Origin of the sequence: Pseudoalteromonas sp. SR43-7 (assembly GCF_014163785.1) — a bacterium.
Lineage (GTDB): Bacteria > Pseudomonadota > Gammaproteobacteria > Enterobacterales > Alteromonadaceae > Pseudoalteromonas > Pseudoalteromonas distincta.
This window is the reverse complement of the sequence record NZ_JACJDY010000002.1, coordinates 74,877-91,023: the sequence shown is the minus strand read 5'-3', so window position 1 is coordinate 91,023 and position 16,147 is coordinate 74,877. Positions and strand designations below refer to the sequence as shown.

The 16,147-nt window shown below is 39.7% G+C and carries 20 protein-coding genes; 8 read left to right on the top strand and 12 right to left on the bottom strand.

The window, feature by feature from the left end; translation table 11 throughout:
- Positions 1-9 precede the first annotated feature (9 nt).
- From ptsN to H5087_RS01710, 9 genes are all read right to left on the bottom strand, one after another.
- Positions 10-462 carry a PTS IIA-like nitrogen regulatory protein PtsN gene (gene ptsN, locus H5087_RS01750; RefSeq protein ID WP_182671057.1) on the bottom strand — a complete coding sequence of 151 codons (453 nt, stop codon included), beginning with the start codon at positions 460-462 and terminating at the stop codon, positions 10-12.
- 4 nt (positions 463-466) lie between these two features.
- Complete coding sequence (hpf, locus tag H5087_RS01745) at positions 467-754, bottom strand: ribosome hibernation promoting factor (protein WP_007580301.1); 288 nt, start codon at positions 752-754, stop codon at positions 467-469.
- A gap of 26 nt (positions 755-780) precedes the next feature.
- Positions 781-2,280 (bottom strand): RNA polymerase factor sigma-54, encoded by a 1,500-nt coding sequence (locus H5087_RS01740; RefSeq protein WP_002957941.1) that lies wholly within the window; start codon positions 2,278-2,280, stop codon positions 781-783.
- 69 nt (positions 2,281-2,349) lie between these two features.
- The gene (gene lptB, locus H5087_RS01735) at positions 2,350-3,075 is read right to left on the bottom strand and encodes an LPS export ABC transporter ATP-binding protein (protein ID WP_002957942.1); all 726 of its coding nucleotides are present in this window, start codon (positions 3,073-3,075) and stop codon (positions 2,350-2,352) included.
- Positions 3,072-3,617 (bottom strand): lipopolysaccharide transport periplasmic protein LptA, encoded by a 546-nt coding sequence (gene lptA, locus H5087_RS01730; RefSeq protein WP_002957943.1) that lies wholly within the window; start codon positions 3,615-3,617, stop codon positions 3,072-3,074. Before lptA ends, lptB begins: the two co-directional genes overlap by 4 nt.
- Positions 3,607-4,161, bottom strand: a complete 555-nt coding sequence (gene lptC / locus H5087_RS01725; RefSeq protein WP_002957944.1) for an LPS export ABC transporter periplasmic protein LptC — start codon at positions 4,159-4,161, stop codon at positions 3,607-3,609. Before lptC ends, lptA begins: the two co-directional genes overlap by 11 nt.
- Entirely contained in the window at positions 4,158-4,709 is a 552-nt protein-coding gene (gene kdsC, locus H5087_RS01720; RefSeq protein ID WP_007580311.1) for a 3-deoxy-manno-octulosonate-8-phosphatase KdsC, read from the bottom strand. Before kdsC ends, lptC begins: the two co-directional genes overlap by 4 nt.
- Positions 4,710-5,681 carry a KpsF/GutQ family sugar-phosphate isomerase gene (locus H5087_RS01715; RefSeq protein WP_002957946.1) on the bottom strand — a complete coding sequence of 324 codons (972 nt, stop codon included), beginning with the start codon at positions 5,679-5,681 and terminating at the stop codon, positions 4,710-4,712. It lies immediately after the preceding gene.
- Between the two features lie 3 nt (positions 5,682-5,684).
- Positions 5,685-6,653, bottom strand: a complete 969-nt coding sequence (locus tag H5087_RS01710) for a calcium/sodium antiporter (protein WP_002957947.1) — start codon at positions 6,651-6,653, stop codon at positions 5,685-5,687.
- Positions 6,654-6,908: 255 nt separating this feature from the next.
- Between H5087_RS01710 and H5087_RS01705 the strand changes: the two genes are divergently transcribed.
- From H5087_RS01705 to murA, 7 genes are read left to right on the top strand one after another with little or no spacing between them, the layout of a single operon-like run.
- On the top strand, positions 6,909-7,724 hold the full coding sequence (locus tag H5087_RS01705) for an ATP-binding cassette domain-containing protein (protein WP_080945050.1): 816 nt from the start codon (positions 6,909-6,911) through the stop codon (positions 7,722-7,724).
- Entirely contained in the window at positions 7,724-8,503 is a 780-nt protein-coding gene (gene mlaE / locus H5087_RS01700) for a lipid asymmetry maintenance ABC transporter permease subunit MlaE (protein WP_002957949.1), read from the top strand. The genes H5087_RS01705 and mlaE overlap by 1 nt, the downstream gene beginning before the upstream one ends.
- Before the next feature lie 13 nt (positions 8,504-8,516).
- Complete coding sequence (gene mlaD / locus H5087_RS01695; protein WP_002957950.1) at positions 8,517-9,065, top strand: outer membrane lipid asymmetry maintenance protein MlaD; 549 nt, start codon at positions 8,517-8,519, stop codon at positions 9,063-9,065.
- A 5-nt stretch (positions 9,066-9,070) separates the two neighbouring features.
- Positions 9,071-9,751 (top strand): phospholipid-binding protein MlaC, encoded by a 681-nt coding sequence (locus tag H5087_RS01690; RefSeq protein ID WP_182670945.1) that lies wholly within the window; start codon positions 9,071-9,073, stop codon positions 9,749-9,751.
- A complete protein-coding gene (locus H5087_RS01685; RefSeq protein ID WP_149593489.1) occupies positions 9,744-10,037 on the top strand; it encodes a lipid asymmetry maintenance protein MlaB in 294 nt (97 codons plus the stop codon). The genes H5087_RS01690 and H5087_RS01685 overlap by 8 nt, the downstream gene beginning before the upstream one ends.
- 5 nt (positions 10,038-10,042) lie before the next feature.
- Positions 10,043-10,300, top strand: coding sequence for a BolA family protein (locus H5087_RS01680; protein ID WP_002957953.1), 258 nt, complete (start codon positions 10,043-10,045; stop codon positions 10,298-10,300).
- Positions 10,301-10,313: 13 nt separating this feature from the next.
- Positions 10,314-11,573 (top strand): UDP-N-acetylglucosamine 1-carboxyvinyltransferase, encoded by a 1,260-nt coding sequence (gene murA, locus H5087_RS01675; RefSeq protein WP_182670944.1) that lies wholly within the window; start codon positions 10,314-10,316, stop codon positions 11,571-11,573.
- 86 nt (positions 11,574-11,659) lie between these two features.
- On the opposite strand, the gene H5087_RS01670 is transcribed toward murA, so the two are convergent.
- The 3 genes from H5087_RS01670 to H5087_RS01660 all read right to left on the bottom strand — a co-directional run bounded on the left by H5087_RS01670 (position 11,660) and on the right by H5087_RS01660 (position 14,770).
- Positions 11,660-12,742, bottom strand: a complete 1,083-nt coding sequence (locus H5087_RS01670) for a trypsin-like peptidase domain-containing protein (protein ID WP_024595792.1) — start codon at positions 12,740-12,742, stop codon at positions 11,660-11,662.
- Between the two features lie 102 nt (positions 12,743-12,844).
- Positions 12,845-14,197 (bottom strand): Do family serine endopeptidase, encoded by a 1,353-nt coding sequence (locus tag H5087_RS01665; RefSeq protein WP_182670943.1) that lies wholly within the window; start codon positions 14,195-14,197, stop codon positions 12,845-12,847.
- A gap of 129 nt (positions 14,198-14,326) precedes the next feature.
- Positions 14,327-14,770 carry a YhcB family protein gene (locus H5087_RS01660; RefSeq protein WP_002957957.1) on the bottom strand — a complete coding sequence of 148 codons (444 nt, stop codon included), beginning with the start codon at positions 14,768-14,770 and terminating at the stop codon, positions 14,327-14,329.
- A gap of 134 nt (positions 14,771-14,904) precedes the next feature.
- On the opposite strand from H5087_RS01660, the gene zapE reads away from it, so the two are divergent.
- Positions 14,905-15,993, top strand: coding sequence for a cell division protein ZapE (zapE, locus tag H5087_RS01655; RefSeq protein ID WP_182670942.1), 1,089 nt, complete (start codon positions 14,905-14,907; stop codon positions 15,991-15,993).
- Positions 15,994-16,147: the final 154 nt, after the last annotated feature.

Below are 16,147 nucleotides of genomic sequence, written 5' to 3'. Positions count from 1 at the left end.
TTTATAAAACTATGATTGTTCGACAATAACTTGGTAAAGCTCAGTATCAGATTTTGCACTGCGTAACTGTTTACAAAAATCTTTGTTGTTTAGTTTATCAGCAATGGTTGCTAGAGTCTTTAAGTGCTGCTGGTTATCGCCATCTGGTACGATGAGTGCGACAAAAATATCAACAGGGCGGTTATCGATTGCATCAAAGTTTATTGGAGTTTCGCTAACGAGCACTAAAGCCAAAGGCTCTTCTGCACCGCTCATTCTTCCATGAGGAATAGCAATGCCACGCCCTATACCTGTACTACCTAATTTCTCTCTGCTCATTAAAGCATTAAGAATATCTTGTTGCGGTAAATACGGAAGTTTGTCGTGAGCAAGTTCGCTAATGAACTCTAAAATTCTTTTTTTGCTATTAAAAAGGACCGCAGCTTTGCTGCAGTCCTGGCATATAAGTGAACTTAATTTCATCATATTAGTGGCGAGCAAGCTTCTCTTTGTGTTTGATTACTTGGCGATCGAGCTTGTCGATCAACGAGTCAATAGCGGCATACATATCTTGATGTTCTGTAGAGGCAAATAGCTCAGCACCGCTTACGTGTATTGTGGCTTCTGCTTTTTGATTTAATTTTTCTACATCGAGAATGACATGAACATTATTAATATGATCAGAGTGTCTTTCAAGCTTCGCAAATTTAGTATTAATATAGTCTCTTAGTGAATCGGTTAATTCTACGTGACGACCAGTTAAGTTTAGTTGCATAAGCATTACCCTCTTAGTTTAGCGTCTTAAATCAGACTTTTACGCTGATTTGACGGTGGAATAGCAAGAGATTCGCGGTATTTTGCGATTGTACGTCTCGCTACTTTAATTCCTTGCTCAGCCAATATATCCGCTATTTTGCTATCACTCAATGGTTTTGCTGAGTTTTCTGCTGCGATTAATTTTCGGATAAGCGCACGTATTGCTGTAGATGAACATTCACCACCGTTTTCAGTACTTACATGGCTTGAGAAAAAGTATTTAAGCTCAAATATACCACGGGGTGTATGCATGTACTTTTGAGTAGTCACGCGCGAAATTGTCGATTCGTGCATTTCTACCATTTCAGCGACATCATTTAAAACCATTGGTTTCATGGCTTCAGGACCATGTTCAAAAAAGCCTTGTTGTTGCTTAACAATACAATTAGTAACTTTTAATAGCGTGTCGTTTCTACTTTCTAAGCTTTTAATAAACCACTTAGCTTCTTGTAAATGTGAGCGAATAAACTGGCTGTCGCCACTTGATTTTACAGTGCGAGACATTGCCGCGTATTGGCTATTAACACGAATTTTAGGCATGCTATCTGGGTTTAATTCGACAACCCAGCGGCCTTTAATTTTTTTAACTGACACATCAGGAATAACATACTCAGATTCTTCCCTTACAATAGTATCAGCAGGTTTTGGGTTGAGAGTATGTATTAGTGTCATTACTTCTTTAAGCTCTTCTTCTTTAAGCTTAGTTTTTTTCATTAATGTACGATAGTCGCGAGCTGCTAATAGATCAATATGCTCGGTTAAAATCATTTTCGTTTCATTAATGTAAGGTGTTTCTTTATCAAATTGATTAAGCTGAATACACAAACACTCTTGTAAACTACGTGCAGCAATACCAACAGGATCAAACAGTTGGATGCGTTTTAATACCGCTTCAATTTCATCAAGTTCAACTTCGTTATCATCTTCGTTTTCTTGATTAAAGCTTTCTAAAATTTCTTCGCAACTGAGAGTTAAAATACCTGAATCATCGACGGCCTCTACAATCGCAATAGCGATGGCTTCATCGGTAGGGCTAAATGGCGTTAGTTGTAATTGCCACATTAAATACTCATGGAGCGTTTCAGTAGAGGCGCCTTGGTATATTGATTCGTCTTCAGGCATTGGACCTGATGATGCTGCAGGAGCGGCACTCATGTACTCATCCCAACTAACATCCATAGCCATGTCGTCACTTAGCGTGTCTTTTGCAAGTGCTTCACCAGTATCTTGTTCATATTCGCTCGGAGCATCATCAGCAGATGCGCTAACAGTTATGTCATCGGTATCAGCTTTTTGCTCGTTTTTACCAGCAGCGTCTTCAGAATAGTCTGCCTCTTCAACCTCTAAAAGTGGATTACTGTCGAGAGCTTCTTGTATTTCTTGCTGGAGATCCAATGTACTGAGTTGCAACAAACGAATAGCTTGTTGCAACTGTGGAGTCATTGTAAGTTGCTGGCCCATGCGCAGCTGTAGTGATTGCCTCATGTATCTCTAACAATCCTTTTATGTTGTTATAATTAATACTAGCAGATGCTTAAAGACATGGCGTAAATGTTACAGCCTAAATTGCTCGCCTAAGTAAACATCGCGTACAGTTTTATCATTTAATACGTGTTCTGGAGTACCTGATGCAATCAGCTCCCCATGAGAAACAATGTAGGCTTTTTCACAAACATCAAGGGTCTCTCTTACGTTATGGTCGGTAATTAATACACCAATCCCACGATTTTTAAGATGTTCTATTATTTTCTTTATATCTAATACCGAAATAGGGTCAACACCGGCAAACGGTTCATCCAGTAGTATAAATTTAGGATCTGCTGCCAGCGCTCGTGCTATTTCTACACGACGACGTTCTCCACCCGATAATGCCATACCTTGGCTATCACGAATGTGTTGTATGCTAAATTCATCTAATAAGTTATTGAGCGTGTCTTCTCTGGCTTGTTTATTTAGTTCTTTGCGCGTTTCTAAAATGGCCATTAAGTTTTGATAAACAGTCAGCTTTCTAAAAATTGATGACTCTTGCGGTAAGTAGCCTATGCCTAATCTAGCACGACTATGCATAGGTAAAAGAGTAATATCGTTATCATCAATAGATATTTTACCTTTGTCGCTAGGAACAAGCCCTACAATCATATAAAAAGTCGTTGTTTTACCAGCACCGTTAGGGCCAAGTAAGCCAACTATACTGCCAGCTTGTACTTCAAGGCCGACGTTTTTTACAACTTCACGACCTTTATAGCTTTTTGCCAATAGTTCTGCTTTTAATGTGCTCATGGTTGACCTTTATCGCCTTTTTTACTTTTTTTAGTTTCGATCGGTACTAAAATTGTGTGAACGCGGTCAGTTGAGTTTTCATCTTTTTCGGCACTGATGAGCTGCTGCTCTATGTCGTAGGTAATGCTTTTAGCATTTATTTTTTGTCCGGCTTGCGATACTTGTGCATTACCAACAAGCGTTAAAAAACGCTTAGATACATCATAACGTACTTCGTCAGCACTGGCGCTCATAGTCGTGCCGTCTGATTGCTTTTCTTCAAAGTGCGCAGGGCTACCTGTGGCAATTAATAATTGTTTATTATCACCAAGTTCATCACGTTTGTGCACTTCGAGGCGATCGGCTGTAATGCGGCGATTACCGTGAATAATCTCAACGTTTTTCTCAAAAATCCCGACATTAGCTTTTAATTGACCTTCTTGCTTGTCGGCACTTATTGAAATTTGATTGGCAGCAGGTTGCGTGTTTTGTTCTGCAGCACTACTATTAAACGCTAGTATAAGTGTAGGAATTATAAGTGATTTTAATATTTTATTGGTCATAATATATGGTTCGCGTATGGTTAATTAGTTTTATCACTTCGGTTTTTAAGTCGGCTTCTAGGCCTTTACCGGTGATTTTTAAATTGGGTCCAGTGATAATGACGGGTTGCTCCGAACGCATTGTTAATAACTTTATATCAACCTGAATATTATCAGCATTGATTTTGTCTATCATGGCGTTATCGGTTAAATTTTTGGCAACCACATTACCTTCTAAAATTAATTGTTTATCTTCGTATAATGTTGCTTCGTCTGCATTTATTTGCCACGTTTGTTGTTCGTTATATAAAGTAAAAATGGGTTTTTCGAAAAACGTGAAACCTAATTGCTGGTATAGCTCCATTTTAGCCGCAGTGACTTTGTGGCTAATTTTACCTTGCTCATCATAGGCTGTCTGTTTGAGCTCAATAGCTATGTAATCAGGCTTAGCAACAACTTCAGGCTCAGCCTGAGGCACAATATTTGTTTGTGTAAAATAAGGGTACCAAAGCCAAACCATACAGCTAATGAATAAAACGCTTAATATTATGCGCGCTGCATTCATGAACTAGTGCCTTGTGTAGTCAATGCTTTACCATTTTCAAGCATGAGCAAATCGGTGAGTTCTCTCACTGCACCAAAACCACCAGGCATTTGCGTTACATAATGTGACAAACGCTTAATAAGTGGGTGGGCATCATTTACTGCAACGGCAAAGCCTACTAACTCCATAACAGGCATGTCAGGACCGTCATCACCAATATAAGCAATTTGTTCATCGCTAAGGTTGAGTTTATCTTTTAATTCTTGATAGGCAATGAGCTTATTTTCTTGGCCTTGATAAATATGCTGTACGGTTAAGCTGCTCATACGTTGTTGTACTATCTGTGAATGACGACCAGTAATAACAGCTACTTCAAAGCCACTGTTTATAAGTGCTTTAATGCCAAAACCATCTTTTGTATTAAATGCTTTTAGCTCTTCACCTTGATTGCCAAGGTAAATACGGCCATCAGAAAATACACCATCAATATCGCATATAAGTAGTTTTACTTTTTTAGCGCGTGCTTTTGCATCATCGCTCAGCGGTTGATAGAGTTCTTCAAATTGCATTTATAACACTCCTGCTTTTAATAGGTCTTGCATATTTAATGCGCCAATAGGTTGGTTTTTCTCATTGACGACGATTAGGCCATTTATACGTTTACGTTCCATAATATTGAGCGCTTCAGCGGCTAAAATATCTTGCGTAGCTGTAGTGCATGACTTAGTCATAACAACATCTATTTGTGTTGTATGAATATCAATTCTTTGTTCTAAAATGCGACGTAAGTCACCATCGGTAAATAACCCTACGAGTTGCTGATTTTCATCAACAATGGCTGTCATACCTAATCCTTTAGCTGACATTTCTATTAGAGCATCTTTAACTGTTTGTGAAACATCAATAATAGGTGTATTTGCGCCGCTGTGCATAACATCTTTTAAAGTAAGTAATAAGCGCTTGCCTAAACTACCACCTGGGTGAGATAGCGCGAAGTCATCAGCTGTAAAGCCGCGAGCTTCTAATAATGCAACTGCCATGGCATCGCCCATCGCAAGCGTTGCAGTGGTACTTGATGTAGGGGCTAGACCCAATGAACAAGCTTCTTTTTCTACTTTAATGCACACATGTACATTAGCAAGGGTTGCCATTGTTGATTGTGTATTGCCAGTCATCGCTATCATTTTGGCACCAAGTCGTTTTAAAACCGGAATGATATTTAAAACTTCGCTGGTTTCCCCTGAATTAGAAATAAGCATAACCACGTCATTTTTAGTGATCATACCTAAATCACCATGACTTGCTTCACCAGGGTGAACAAAAAACGCAGGGCTGCCAGTGCTTGCAAGGGTTGCCGCTATTTTATTGCCAATATGGCCTGATTTTCCCATGCCAATAACAATAATACGGCCTTCACAGTCGTACATTAATTGGCACGCGTTATGAAAATTTTCATCTACATATTGTGCAATATCACTAAGTGCTTGGCGCTCAACATCTAAAACGCGAAGGCCTTGTTCAATAAAGTTTAGCGTTGCCATCATTTACCCTACTTGACTAAAAATATACCCTTGGTAACCCAAAAACGCTATTAGCAATAAGCCGCCTTCTACCCTATTGATACGCTGGGTGCCTCTAAAGTTCAATGACATAATAATAAGAGCAAGTGTTGCACCAATCATAATTAATATATCTCGGCTTACTAACGATGGATCAATTGCTGAAGGATTAATAATACCTGCTAGAGGTAATACAGCTAAAATATTAAATATGTTTGATCCAACAATATTACCTAGTGCTAAATCATCTTCATTTTTAAGTACACCTGCAACCGAGGCGGCAAGTTCCGGCAAGCTAGTACCAATGGCAATAATTGTCAAACCAATGACTAAGTCGCTTAAGCCGAAGTATTTAGCAATATCAACAGCTGAGCCGATTAAAAAATGAGAACTAACCGGCAGGAGTATCATGCCGACAATTAACCAAAATACCGCTTTTTTAGTAGGTACATCGTTTGGTACATCGTCGCAGGCTTCTGAGACAAATGGGTCATCTTGGTTTTTTGCACGCATAGATACAATAATTAACCCACCGATGAATACGATAAAGCCAACTAAAAGCGCAACACCTTCACTAAATGAAAAGTAGTTATCTGAGAACACATACCAAGTAGCTAAAGATACGAGCATAACTAATGGCATTTCACGTTTTAACGTACTAGATGAAACTGAAAGAGGGCGAAATAGAGCAGTGATACCTAACACAAGTAAAATGTTTGTAATATTAGAGCCAACAGCATTGCCAACCGCTGTGTCGGTTTTGTTAGCCAGAGCGGCAGAGGCTGAAACCATCATTTCAGGGGCTGAAGAGCCCATGGCTACAACGGTCAAACCAACAATAAGTGTAGGTACACCAAAGTTTTTAGCAAGAGCCGCAGCCCCATAAACAAACCTATCGGCACTCCAAACAAGAGCTGCAAAACCAAGAATTAAAATAACAAACGAGGTAACCATTGTGTTAAGCCAGTTATACAAAATACGGATGGCGCGAATAGTAACAAAAGCCAAGATGAAAGTATAAATAAAAGAGTAAGGTCAACTAGGTAACAATGTTGCTTTTAAACAGCTAATTTAAAAATTTAAGCCGGGGTTAAGCTGTTTTGAGCGAGTCTTATAATCCTTTTCATGGGTGTATTACAAAATCTTACGAATTGTTTTTTCCATCTTTGACAAAAAAGCTTTAAAATAGGGGCACTAGTGAACATTTTTATGGAGAGCGACTTGTCGCAATCAATAGTAGAAGTCAAGGATGTTAGCTTTTCGAGAGGCAATAGAACCATATATAAAAATATGAGTTTTAGCGTTCCTAAAGGTAAAATTACTGCGATTATGGGGCCAAGCGGAATTGGCAAAACCACTATGTTGCGTTTAATTGGTGGTCAGCTTAAACCAGATTCAGGTGATATTTTATTTGAAGGTGGCAGCATTCCTAAAATGTCTCGTAAAGAGTTATACGAAGCACGTACTAAAATGAGTATGCTTTTTCAAAGTGGTGCGTTGTTTACTGATATGTCGGTATTTGACAATATCGCGTTTCCTATAAGAGAGCACACAAAGCTAAGTGAAGACCTGATTCGATTAGTTGTGTTAATGAAATTGCAAGCGGTTGGACTACGTGGTGCTAAAGATTTAATGCCCTCTGAGTTATCCGGCGGTATGGCAAGACGTGCCGCACTTGCACGCGCTATAGCACTTGATCCAGAGCTAATCATGTACGATGAACCATTTGCAGGACAAGATCCTATTTCGATGGGCGTATTGGTTAAGCTAATTAAATCGCTTAACGAAGTATTAGGTTTATCGTCTTTAATCGTGACGCACGATGTAACAGAGGTAATGAGTATTGCCGAACACGTTATAATTATCGCCGATCAAGGGGTAATTGGTTCTGGTACTCCAGATGAAATGCGTAATCATGAATCTCCTTTAGTTCAACAGTTTTTAAAAGGCTTGTCGGATGGTCCTGTACCATTTCATTTTCCGGCTCAGGCTTATGCAGACGAACTACTTGGAGAAAAAGCATAATGTTGGATTTATTTCAAAAGCTAGGACATAAAACGCTAGGACGCTTTGCGGCCCTTGGTCGTTCTGCTTATATGCTGTTTAGTGCATTAGCGCATGTTCCTAATTTTAAAAAAGGCACACCGTTACTTGTTCGCCAGCTTTATATGGTTGGTTCGCAATCGTTACTCATTATTATGGTGTCGGGTTTGTTTATCGGTATGGTGTTGGCTTTACAAGGTTACACCGTATTGGTTGGTTATGGCGCTGAGGATAGTTTAGGGCCGTTAGTGGCACTGAGTTTATTGCGAGAGTTGGGCCCGGTTGTTACTGCATTACTATTTGCAGGACGTGCAGGTAGCGCTTTGACAGCTGAAATTGGCTTAATGAAAGCAACAGAGCAACTTTCATCACTTGAGATGATGGCAATCGATCCGCTAAAACGTATTATTGCACCGCGCTTTTGGGCGGGTTTTATAAGCATGCCATTGCTTGCATTGATATTTTCAGCTGTAGCAATTATAGGCGCTCATTTAGTGGGCGTAGATTGGCTGGGGGTTGACACAGGTAGTTTTTGGTCAATCATGCAATCGCAAGTGTCGTTTCAGCAAGACATACTAAACGGTATTATTAAAAGCTTTGTATTTGCCATAGTGGTGACCTGGATTGCGCTTTATAAAGGATATGACTGTGTGCCGACCTCAGAAGGGATCAGCAAAGCAACCACCGAAACGGTTGTTCATTCGTCATTAGCAGTTTTAGGTTTTGACTTTATTTTGACAGCGGTAATGTTTACCAGCTAATAGGGTATAGATAATGAATTCACGGAAATTAGAAATTTTAGTTGGTTTTTTTGTAGCACTTGGCATTTTAGCTTTTGCGATGCTTGCACTTAAAGTTGCCAATTCAGGTATTAGTGGCTCTGGCGAAACATATACGCTTAATGCCAAGTTTGAAAATATCGGCTCGTTAAAAGCGCGTGCGCCAGTAAAAGTAGGTGGTGTTGTAATTGGTCGTGTTGAATCAATTTATGTTCACCCACAAGAATTTTTACCAGTCGTTAATATGACCATTGACGCACAGTACTTATGTCGTTTTTCAGACACAAGCTCAATCTCTATTTTAACGTCGGGTATTTTAGGTGAGCAGTACTTAGGTATTCACCCTGTAATTTCTCCAGATTCTGCTAAGCAACGTTGTTTAGGCGAAACAGTGACAGAAAACAAGCAAGATGAAGCAATTGACGATTTATTTGGTGTGGAAAGTAAAGCACTAGGTGATGGCGATTCAATCACTGATACTAAGTCTGCCATTGTACTTGAAGAATTAATCGGGCAGTTTTTATTCAACCAAGGTAGTGAGTAATTGTTATGTTGAAAAAGTTTTTAGCTATTGTAGCAATAGGCACAATGACGCTAACTCAAAGCGTAAGTGCAGCAGATGTAAAATTAATCGATCCTAATAAAATGGTACGCCAAGTTGCCGACAATACATTTGCGCGCATCAAAAAAGATCAGCCATTAATTGTTAAAGATCAAGAGTACCTTCGTGTAATAGTCGAAGAAGAATTAATGCCTTATATCGACTATAAATATGCAGCACTTCGTGTACTTGGTAGTGAAGTATCTAAAGTTCGTGCAATTACCGACGAGGCTGAAAAGGCCAAAGCAATTAAAGAAATTCAACGCTTTATTGGTGTATTTAGAGAGTACTTAGTTGCTACTTATGCAGGTGTATTTACTCAATACACAAACCAGAAAGTTGAGTTTGGTCCAGAGCAAGCGTTTAAAGGTAAAGACGTCGTTGTTGTTAAGACTAAAATTATTGAAGGCGGTAAACCTGATATCAGAATCGATTTTAAAGTACGCGAAGACCGCGACGGTGAATGGCGCGCGTACGATATGATTGCCGAAGGTATTAGCTTACTAGATGCAAAGCAAAGTGAGCTGCAAGGTATTTTGCGTCAGCAAGGTATTGATAATGTAAGTAACCTTTTAGAGCAAAAGAGTCAGCTACCAGTTCAGTTTAGAGGCAGTAACTCGAATGACTAAATTGGCAATAAGCCAAGTTGATGGACAACATTTTGGAGTAAGCGGTGAGCTTACTCGAAATTCAATTGGCGATGAACAGCTTCTGAACAATAAGTTATTAACTAAGCATAAAACCATCTATTTCGACCTAAGTGGGGTATCAAGGGTTGACACAGCAGGCTTAGCTTGGTTAATTCACTCTTTTGCAGAATTAAAGCAGCAAGGCATTCGCCTTGAATTGCAAAACCTACCTGAGCAATTGCAAAATTTAATGCAATTGGGTCAGGTTACAACCCTATTTGAGTGAGAGTTATGGAAACTAGCCAAGTCGAAACATTATTACGCGAAGAACTTCAATTAGCTGAAGTACATGTAAAAGCCAATGGTAGTCATTATGAAGTTGTTGCAGTAGGCGAATGCTTTGACGGTTTAAGCCGAGTTAAAAAGCAGCAGCTAGTTTATGGTCCATTAATGAATACAATTTCAGATGGGACAATTCACGCAGTATCTATTCGTGCATTTACTCCTGTAGAGTGGAAGCGTGAACAAAAATTCATTTTACCGCAATAACTAGGGCCTCCTAATGGATCAATTTGTAATTCAAGGTGGCACTTCACTTGCTGGTGAAGTGACTATTTCGGGCGCTAAAAATGCCGCACTTCCTATTTTATTTGCTTCACTATTAGCTGATGGTAAAAGTATATTTACTAATGTACCGCGTCTTCGCGACATAGTGACCACTGAAGCCTTATTAAAAACTTTAGGTGCAGATGTTAATTGGCATGGCGATACGCTAGTAATTGACGGTGCAACGGTTGATAAAACATTAGCGCCTTACGACTTAGTAAAGCAAATGCGCGCATCTGTGCTTGCGTTAGGCCCTCTAGTGGCTCGTTTTGGTGAAGCTCAAGTGTCTTTACCTGGTGGGTGCGCTATTGGTGCTCGCCCGGTTGATATTCATATTCAAGGTTTGGAGCGCATGGGCGCACAAATAAACGTTGAAAATGGTTATATTAATGCCAAGGTAAATGGTCGCTTAAAAGGCGCTGAAATTTTTATGGAAATGGTAAGCGTAGGCGCTACCGAAAACCTATTAATGGCAGCGGCCCTCGCTGATGGTAAAACCATACTTGATAATGCGGCACGCGAGCCTGAAATAATTGATTTAGCTAACTGCCTAATTGCTATGGGCGCTAAAATCACAGGTGCAGGTACTAGCCGCATTGAAGTTGAGGGCGTTGAGCGTTTAGCGGGTTGCGAGCACAGTATTTTACCTGACCGAATTGAAACTGGGACGTTTTTAGTCGCAGCAGCAATGGCTGGCGGTGAAGTACTTTGTAAAAATACTGATTTTCATTCTCTTGAGCCTGTGATTGAAAAGCTACGTGCTACGAATGCGCACCTAGAAGTACATAACGATAGTATTTATCTTGATATGCGCGGCCGAGAACTTAAAGCCGTGAATATTAAAACAGCTCCACACCCAGGTTTTCCTACGGATATGCAAGCTCAGTTTACAGCATTAAATGTAGTAGCAAATGGTAGTGCAACGATCACAGAAACGATTTTTGAAAACCGTTTTATGCATGTACCAGAGTTGCAGCGTATGGGCGCTAATATTCGTTTAGAAGGGCATACCGCAATTTGTGGTGAGACTGAAAGCTTAACGGGCGCGCAAGTGATGGCAACCGATTTACGCGCTTCAGCTAGCTTAATCTTAACGGGTATAGTGGCACAGGGTGAAACGGTTGTTGACCGTATTTATCACGTTGATAGAGGCTATCAGCGCATTGAAGATAAGCTAAGTGCGTTGGGTGCAAACATTAAACGTAGAAGTAGCTAAGTAGATAACTAGTTAAGCTATTTTAAAAAGGTCGGATATGCAAATTGCTATCCGACTTTTTTATTGACGATTGGTATTACTATTTATTAAAGCTTTGTTTCAAGTTCAGCTACCACCACCATGATTTTTTCTATTTTCCCATCTCTGTATAGCTCAAATTCTATTTCTTTACCGGGCTCCGTATTACCTATTTTTTCAAGCACTTTTTGTGGGTTTGCTACCGAAAGCCCTGCAATTTTAATGACGATATCTTGCTCTTCAATACCCGCTTGCCATGCTGGCCCCAAAGGGTCTAAATTAGTAATACGCATGCCGGTAACCGGCGTTAGGCTGTCGTTTACTTCTTTACCCGTACTATCTACTGCTGTGCCTTCAAAGCCTAAATAGCCGCGCACAACCCGACCGTGACGAATGAGTTTACCCATCACTTTTTTAGCAAGTGAGTAAGGAACCGCAAAAAATATTCCTTGAATATTCAGGTTCTCACGCGTTTTAAATTGTGCAGAAGTAATGCCGACTAAATCACCATTGGAGTTAACTAATGCGCCGCCGGAGTTGCCCACGTTAATAGCTGCATCCATTTGCAATAAGTTATTGTAAGGGCTATCTGTAATTTTTTGCTTACCGGTTGCACTAATAATGCCTTGAGTGATTGTTTGCCCTAAGTTAAGCGGGTTGCCTATAGCAAGTACAACATCGCCTACATTTGATACATAGCTATCGTTTACGGGAATTACCGGGAGGTGATCTGCATTGATTTTAAGTAAGGCTAAATCAGTAATGGTATCAAAACCAATTAGTTGCACATCAAAAAAGCGTCGGCCATCGGTTAAGATAACCATAATTTGGTCTGCATTATTCACAACATGGTAGTTAGTAAGAATATAACCGTCTTGCGACATAATGACGCCAGAGCCTAGCTCTTGTACCGTGTTTTTTCTTTTATAACGAGGCTCTTTGGAAATGCTTTCTGAAAAAATAGTAACTACAGAAGGAGCTGCTCGTTTAACTGCATCAGAAAAACTCAAGTGACTCGCACTCATCGCGCTTGGAAGGGGAACATTAGGAAGTAAGGCGGCTCGCATATTAGGGCTGAAAAAAACCACTAAAAAAGCAATACTTAGACCTGCAAATAAAGGGGGAAGAATAAATTTTATTAATTTCAGCACAGTTTTCTTATTATGTAAGTGAGCAATCTCTTTATGATGACATAAAAAAAATAACAGCGGCAAGTGCCACTGTTATTTTTATTACATTAATAGTGCTATTTATTACTGAATTAAAATAAATATAGACTCACGACCACGTTGCACGCCAAGTACGATATTACCTTTGGTGTTTTCGATAATCTTATTCATATCACGAATAGTCTCTACTCGTTGACGATTCACTTGCATAATAATATCACCTTCTTCAAGGCCAACACGGGCAGAAGGTGAGCGAGGGTCTACAGACGTAACCTCAATACCTTTATTACTATTTTTTTGCACGTTTTCAAGTGTCGCGCCTTGGAAGGCAGGATGCAGCTCTTCGCCTGTCGCTGTAACACCTGATGCACCATCAAGAGTTACTTTTACAGTTTTAATTTTACCATCGCGGTAAATGCCTAGTTTTATTTCGCGGCCTTCACCTAGCGTAGCAATTTTGCTGCGCAGCTCGTGGAAACCACTAATATCGCCGCCATTAATGCTAACAATTACGTCACCTGCTTTTATACCTGCTTTACTTGCGGCAGTGTCGTCCATTACTTGCATTACATAAGCACCTTGTTTGACGTCAAGTTGCTGCGCTTTAGCAAGGCCTGCATCAAGTGGGCGGCCAGAAATACCTAGCGAGCCACGGCGTACTTCACCGTGTTCAACAATTTGATCAACTAAGTTTTTCATCATGTTTGATGGAATGGCAAAACCAATACCCACGTTACCGCCAGAAGCACCTAAAATAGCAGTGTTAATACCAATCAATTCACCGTTTAAGTTAACTAATGCACCACCAGAGTTGCCTTGGTTAATAGCAGCATCGGTTTGAATGAAATCTTCGTAGCCCTCAATATTTAAACCACTACGGCCAAGAGCACTAACAATACCAGATGTAACTGTGTGGCTAAGTCCAAATGGGTTACCAATAGCGACAGCAAAGTCGCCCACTCGTAAACTATCTGAATTTGCGAGTTTTATTTCAGTTAAGTCATCAGCGTCTATTTGTAAAAGAGCGATGTCTGATTCTGTATCAGTACCAATTTTAGTTGCTTCAAATTCACGGCCATCTTCGAGGGTTACTACCATTTTTTCGGCATCTTGGATTACGTGATTATTAGTGACTACATAACCCTCATCAGCATCAATAATCACCCCAGAGCCTAATCCACTAAATTGACGCTTTTGACTGCGAGGCTGTTGCTGTCCAAAAAAGTATTCAAGCGGATCCGCACGGCGGCGTACTTCTTTTGAGCCTGAAACTTGGATACTTACAACACCTGGAGATATTTTCTCTAGCATGGGGGCAAGAGTTGGTAGTTGTTGACCATTTACTGCAATTGGCATTTTTGCATAAGACGCTACTGGGCTCATTAACAAGCTTGTAGATAGAATAGCTGCGCTGATAAGTGATAATTTCATTTTCATAGTCAGGGGTAACTCCACTTAAGATAAAGCAAAACAAAAAGGGCTACTTTACAGCAGCCCTTTTCGGTTTATTAAGATAAAACAACAAAGCTGTTATATCTAAAGACTATGGGGTCAAAAAAAAGTTCATCAAGATGCTTTAGAATGTTCTGAAACTTTATTTTGACCAGCAAATAAACCTGATTCACCTGAAACATAATCAGCTGGTTGTGCTGCCGCTGTAGAACGATCGCATTGACGCTCTTTTAATGAAGCCTGCAGTTGTTCTGTTGTTTCTTTTGAAAAGAATGGTTCAGCTGGTGCTTTATTTCTATCTTCTAGAAGAAGCTGGTTTGTTTCTTCAACGTGACTAAGCAGTTGATCATAGTTTTCTTTCATTTTATTTACGAGCTTACCAGTATTCGCTAAATGATCAGCTACATCTTGACGATACTGCTCTAACGCATTTTCAGCTTGCTCTGCTTGCTCTTTTAATTCATCTTGTTTGAACTGTTTTTTAGTAACAAATGCGCCAATAAAAAATGCTACAACAGCAACAATAACAATCAAACCTACCCACATAACTGTGCCCATAAAAACTACCCCTTTGGGAAAATAACTAACGAATGCCGATTCAATTATAAATCATACTAAGTGTAATATACCCCGAGTTATGATGCGTGTTAATATGCTTTGCAAATTAAACTGCGTTTTAACTGTAAATAGATATGACTCCTTGGCAAACATACCAACAAGACTTAAAGCGAGATGACTTTGTACACGACGCAGCACAAGAAAATGCTGTGCGCCATTTACAACGTCTATACGATGACCTAACTCAGACAAAGCCAAAACAAAAAGGCTTTTTTGCTAAGTTATTTAGTAAAGAAGAACCTGCGCCTGTAAAAGGTTTGTACTTTTGGGGGGGAGTAGGGCGTGGTAAAACTTATTTAGTTGACACTTTTTACGAATCATTACCGGGCACACGTAAAATGCGTGTGCACTTTCATCGATTTATGCACCGAGTGCATAACGAGCTTAAAAAGCTAAATAATACGGCTAATCCATTAGAAAAAATTGCTGACACTTTTAAAGCTGAAACAGACATTATTTGCTTTGATGAGTTTTTTGTACAAGATATTACTGATGCCATGCTATTAGGTGGCTTAATGGAAGCGCTATTTGCACGGGGCATAGTACTTGTAGCAACCTCTAATATAGTGCCTGATGAACTTTATAGAAATGGCTTACAGCGAGCGCGTTTTATGCCAGCAATCGAGCTTGTTAAAAAAAATACCGAGATAGTTAATGTAGATTCAGGTATTGATTACCGCTTACGTACTTTAGAGCAAGCCGAAATTTTTCATAGTCCGTTAGATGAAGATGCGGATAAGAATCTATTTGAGTACTTCGATAAGTTATCGCCAGAGCCAGGACAATTAGATGAGCCGATAGAGATAGAGGGTCGTTTAATCAAAACGCGTAAAGTAGCTAAATGCGTTGTGATGTTTGAGTTTAGTGAATTGTGCGAAACAGCACGTAGCCAGGTCGATTACATGGAGATTAGCCGCTTATACAATACGGTGATTATTTCTAACGTAAAACAGCTAGGGCAAACTAATGATGATGCTGCTAGACGCTTTATTGCTTTAGTGGATGAATTTTACGAGCGCCACGTAACTTTAATTATATCGGCTGAAAAACCTATTACCGACCTTTATACCCAAGGTAATTTAAACTTTGAATTTAAGCGTTGTATTAGTCGTTTACAAGAAATGCAATCCTTAGAATATTTAGCTAGAGAGCATTTAGTTTAAATAAGTAAGTAAATGTGTAATAGGGCAACTATAAAAAAAGAGGTACATATATAGTACTTCTTATTTCTGAAATTTCTTGTGGAAAAAACAACCGGCGAGTAGCAATGTGTTTTAAGTGCTGGTATACTCCCGCGTCTGCCACGTTGCGTTCTAT